The sequence below is a fragment of the Actinomadura kijaniata NBRC 14229 genome, assembly GCF_001552175.1.
Classification (GTDB): Bacteria; Actinomycetota; Actinomycetes; order Streptosporangiales; family Streptosporangiaceae; genus Spirillospora; species Spirillospora kijaniata.
The window spans coordinates 1-4,456 of sequence record NZ_BCQR01000306.1; the positions used below are offsets into that span (position 1 = coordinate 1).

The following is a 4,456-nucleotide window of genomic DNA, read 5'->3' on the forward strand; positions in this document are numbered from 1 at the left end:
TGCGGCGGCCCGCCGTCCTGGGCGCGGCGACCGTGCTGGTGCCGTGCGGGCTGACGCTGTCGGCGGAGGTGCTGGCGGTCGCGTCCCGGTCGCCGGTGGGCGGGGCGGCGGTGATGGCGGGGTTCGTGCTGGGCACGGTCCCGCTGTTCGGGCTGCTGGGGGTGACGCTCGGGCGGGCGCTGGCGCTGCTGCGGGGCCGCCTGACGGCGCTGGCGGGGGTGGCGCTGCTGGCCGTGGCGGCGTGGACGGCGACGTCGGGGCTGCGGCTGGCGGGATGGGCGCCGTCCGCGGGCGCCGCCGGAACGGACCGGGCCGTGCGGACCGGCGCCGTGCGGACCGACGCCGCCGGGGTCCAGGAGGTGACGGTGTGGGCGCTGGACCGGGGCTACCGGCCGGCGCTGGTCACGGCGCGGGCCGGGGTCCGCACCGTGCTGGTGGTGCGGACCTCCGGGACGCGCGGGCACACCCGGGCGTTCACCATCCCCGGCCGCGGCCTGGACGTGGTGCTGCCGGTGTCCGGGGAGACCCGGATCGACCTGGGCGCCCCGGGGCCGGGCCGGATGCGCTTCGTGTGCGCCTCCGGCCACTACCCCGGGACGATCACCTTCCGGTGAGGGTCGGCTGGTGAGGGTCAGGCGCTGAGCCGGGCGCGGGCGGCGGCGATGCGGGCCAGGGTGCGGTCCCGGCCCAGGATCTCCAGCGACTCGAACAGCGGCAGGCCGACGGTGCGGCCGGTGGTCGCCACCCGGACCGGGGCCTGGGTCTTGCCGAGCTTGAGGCCGTGGGCCGCGCCGACCTGCTCCAGGCGGTTCTTGAGCTCCTCGGCCGTCCACGGGGCGTCCCGGTAGGCCTCCTCGGCGGCGGCGAGGATCTCGGCGGCGGGCTCCTTCATCGCCTTGGTCCAGGACTGCTCGTCGGAGACCGGCTTGTCCAGGAACGCGAAGTCGACCATCGGGACGATCTCCGACAGCAGCGCCACGCGGGTCTGGGCCAGCGGCGCGAGCTGGTTGAAGACCCCCATGTCGACCTCGAACGGCGCGTCCTCCAGGAACGGCAGGCACTCGGCGACGAATTTCTCCACCGGCAGCATCCGGATGTAGTCGCCGTTGATCGCCCTGAGCTTCTTGACGTCGAAGAACGCCGGGGAGGTGTTGACGTCCTCGATCCGGAACTCCTCGACGACCACCTCCCAGGGGACGATCTCGCGGTCGCCCGAGGGGGCCCAGCCCAGCAGCATCAGGTAGTTGCGCATGGCCTCGGCCAGGTAGCCCTCGGCGCGGTAGTCCTCCAGGGCGACCTTGTCGCGGCGCTTGGACAGCTTCTGCCGCTTCTCGTTGACGATCACCGGGACGTGCGCCCACACCGGCGGGGTGCCGCCGAGGGCCTCCCACAGCAGCTGCTGCTTGGGCGCGTTGGACAGGTGCTCCTCGCCGCGCACCACGTGGGTGATGCCCTGGCTCATGTCGTCCACGGCGTTGGCCAGCAGGAACGTCACCGAGCCGTCGGCGCGGGCGATGACGAAGTCCTCCAGCACGGCGTTCTCGAAGGTCGGCTTGCCGCGCAGCAGGTCCACCACGACGGTCTCGCCCTCGTCGGGGGTGCGGAACCGCAGCGCGCGGCCCGGGCCCGCCTCCAGGCCGCGGTCGCGGCAGAAGCCGTCGTAGCCCTTGTGGGAGTCGCCGGTGCGCTCGACGATCCGCTCGCGGGTGCAGTCGCAGTAGTAGGCGCGGCCCTGCTCGCGCAGGGTCCGGGCCGCCTCGGCGTGCTTGTCGGCGTTGGCGGACTGGAAGTAGGGGCCCTCGTACTCGCCGCCGTCCATGCCGAGCCAGGCCAGCGCGCGGATGATGCCCTCGGTCCACTCGGGGCTGTTGCGGGAGGCGTCGGTGTCCTCGATCCGCAGCACCAGCGTCCCGCCCGACTGCTTGGCCATCACCCAGTTGAACAGGGCGGAACGGGCCCCGCCGACGTGGAACATGCCGGTCGGGGAGGGCGCGAAACGTACTCGGATCGAAGACGTGGAAGACATGCCTCTTAGCGTAGAGCGCGCGGACCCCAGGTCGCGCCCGGATATCCGCGCGCCACGCCGTTCCCCGCCGGGTCAGGGGGTCCAGTGGGGGTCGCGGCCCGCCACGCCGAGCAGCCGGTCCAGCAACGGCGCGTCCTCGGCCACCGGGACCTCGGGGCCGAACGCCCCGTACTGGCGGGCCATCTCGGCGATCGCGGAGGTCTCCCGGTGGGCGGCGCGGACGACCTCCGCGGGCAGCTCGACGGGCTGCCCGGTGGAGACGGCCAGGTCCCAGCCGTGCAACGGGAACTCACTGAAGATCATCGCGCCGATGACGGAGGCGGGCATCCCGGGCTCGGCGCCGGTGAGGCTGGTGTTCCCCTCCCACGCCGCCGGGTCCCGCCAGGCGCGGGCGGTGTGCCGGGCCTGCTCGGCGAACCGGTCGGCCCAGCCGGGCTCGGCGGTGAAGTCGTGCTCCTCGGGCAGGTCGTCGGGGGCCTGCTTGCGGGCGGCGAACTCGGCGCACCGCGTCCAGAAGAACAGGTGGTTGACCATGGTCCGCACGTCCCACCCGGGGTTGGGGGTCGGCGCGGTCAGCCGGTCCTCCGGAACCCCGTGAACGATCTTCGCGGCGGCCTCCGCGGCGGTCTCCATCAGGTCGCGCAGTTCCATCAACGCCTCTTTTCTCGCACATACGTTCGATCATGGGGACGGTAGCCACCGGCGGGAGCGGGCGTATTGAAGAAACGCGTCACGCGCCTGGGAGGATCGGGCGCATGGCAGATCCCCTCGACGGCCTCCCCACCGGCGGCTTCCTCCTCGACGGCGTGGCGGCGTTCCGCGCCACGGCCGCCGAACGGCTGGAAGCGTTCTCCCACACCACGATCCCCGACTCCCCCGGCATGCGGCGCGCGGGGGTGGTGGTGTGCGTGGTGGAGCACGGCGGCGTGCCGTGCGTCCTGCTGATCAAGCGGGCATACCGGGGCCGGAACGCGGGCCAGTGGGGCTTTCCCGGCGGCCGGGTCGATCCGGGGGAGACACCGGAGCAGGCGGCGCTGCGCGAGCTGCACGAGGAGCTGGGGCTGCGCGCCGCGCCCAATGAGGTGCTGGGGCGGCTGGACGACTTCCCGGCGGCCTCCGGGTTCGCGATCACGCCGGTGGTGGTGGCCCCGGCCGATCCGGGACCGCTGCGGCCCAGCCCGGACGAGGTCCACTCGGTGCACCCGGTGCCGTTGCGGCGCGTCGCGGCCGACGACACGCCGCACTGGGTGCCGCAGCCGGACGGCGGAAGGCTGCTCCAGATGCGGCTGGGCGAGGGACGTCTGGTCCACCCGCCGACCGGGGCGATGCTGTGGCAGTTCCGCGAGGTGGTGCTGCTGGGGCGGCGGGTCCGGGTCTCCGACTTCGTGCAGCCGGACTGGACCCGGACCTGACGCGCCCGCCTAGATGGTTGATTCCAGGAGGCGTTGTGGCGGTCAGTGATCGTAGGCGATCAAGGATCGCTTGACCGGCTGGTCGGTGTGGTCGTTGTGCCAGATGACCGCGGTCAGCGCCAACACCCGGCTGACCACCCGCACCAGCACCCCGGCCACGGTTCGGCCACCGTGGCGTTCCAGGTCCAACTGACCCTTGAACGTCTGGTTGATCGACTCGATCACCTGCCGCAGCGGCTTGAACAACGCCGCGCCGGGCCGGGGGTTTTCCTGCTTGCGCGCCGGGCGCAGCAACTCCACTTCCCGCTTGGCCAGCTCAGCCTCAAAGACCCGTCCGTAGTAGTGCCTGTCGGCAAGGAGCGTCTGCCCGGGCCGGGTAGCCACCAGAGCGGCATCGGCCTCCACCATCCCCAGCAACGTCTCGCGCTCATCGGCCTTGGCCCCACTCAACGCGAACATGATCGGCAACCCACCCAGCGTGCACACCAGGTGCAGCCGCAGCCCCCAAAACCATCGCGAATGGCTGGCGCAGTAGCCATACTCGGCCCAGCCCGCCAGCGCTGAGCGCATGACCGTCTGGCGCGAGCGGCCGCACTCGATCGGGGTGGAGTCGACCACCCACACATCATCGCTCCACAAGGTGGTGTCAGCCCCCAGCAGGCGGATCATGCAGGCGATCAGGCCGGTGGCCCTGCGCAGGCGTTTGTTGAAGCCGGACTGGCCGGGCAGGTAGGGGAACATGCCCCCGAAATCGCGGTGGGCCCGGCGCAGCCAGCGTCGTTCGCTGGTGTAGCCCAGCAGGGCCGACAGCACCGCCAAGGTGACCAGCTCGGCGTCGCTGAGCTTGGGTGCAATCGTACCGGCCGAGCGTTGGGGAACCAGCTCGGGGCGAGCCTTCAGCTCATCGTCGATCTTGACGTAGAGTGCCGTGGCGAGGGTGTTCAGATCAGGCGTCACAACCGATCATGGACACCCTCGCCTCGTTTTCGCAGGTGATCTCCTGGAATCAATCGTCTAG

The 4,456-nt window shown here is 72.0% G+C and carries 5 protein-coding genes; 2 read left to right on the forward strand and 3 right to left on the reverse strand.

What is annotated here, in order from left to right:
- Window positions 1-614 (forward strand): sulfite exporter TauE/SafE family protein (locus tag AKI01S_RS48110; RefSeq protein ID WP_174567489.1); only part of this gene is annotated, 614 nt, incomplete at its 5' end.
- Window positions 615-631: 17 nt separating this feature from the next.
- On the opposite strand, the gene gltX is transcribed toward AKI01S_RS48110, so the two are convergent.
- Together gltX and AKI01S_RS48120 are read right to left on the reverse strand one after the other, a co-directional pair.
- Window positions 632-2,026, reverse strand: a complete 1,395-nt coding sequence (gene gltX / locus AKI01S_RS48115) for a glutamate--tRNA ligase (RefSeq protein WP_084000977.1) — start codon at window positions 2,024-2,026, stop codon at window positions 632-634.
- Between the two features lie 72 nt (window positions 2,027-2,098).
- On the reverse strand, window positions 2,099-2,677 hold the full coding sequence (locus tag AKI01S_RS48120) for a TIGR03086 family metal-binding protein (protein ID WP_067833736.1): 579 nt from the start codon (window positions 2,675-2,677) through the stop codon (window positions 2,099-2,101).
- A 104-nt stretch (window positions 2,678-2,781) separates the two neighbouring features.
- On the opposite strand from AKI01S_RS48120, the gene AKI01S_RS48125 reads away from it, so the two are divergent.
- Complete coding sequence (locus AKI01S_RS48125; protein WP_067833739.1) at window positions 2,782-3,438, forward strand: NUDIX hydrolase; 657 nt, start codon at window positions 2,782-2,784, stop codon at window positions 3,436-3,438.
- A gap of 42 nt (window positions 3,439-3,480) precedes the next feature.
- On the opposite strand, the gene AKI01S_RS48130 is transcribed toward AKI01S_RS48125, so the two are convergent.
- Window positions 3,481-4,395 carry an IS982 family transposase gene (locus AKI01S_RS48130; protein ID WP_067833742.1) on the reverse strand — a complete coding sequence of 305 codons (915 nt, stop codon included), beginning with the start codon at window positions 4,393-4,395 and terminating at the stop codon, window positions 3,481-3,483.
- Window positions 4,396-4,456 lie beyond the last annotated feature (61 nt).

Coding starts and splice junctions, on each gene's coding strand:
- AKI01S_RS48120 (WP_067833736.1), bottom strand. CDS start 2,677: ATGGAACTGCGCGACCTGATGGAGACCGCCGCGGAGGCCGCCGCGAAG.
- AKI01S_RS48125 (WP_067833739.1), top strand. CDS start 2,782: ATGGCAGATCCCCTCGACGGCCTCCCCACCGGCGGCTTCCTCCTCGAC.
- gltX (WP_084000977.1), bottom strand. CDS start 2,026: ATGTCTTCCACGTCTTCGATCCGAGTACGTTTCGCGCCCTCCCCGACC.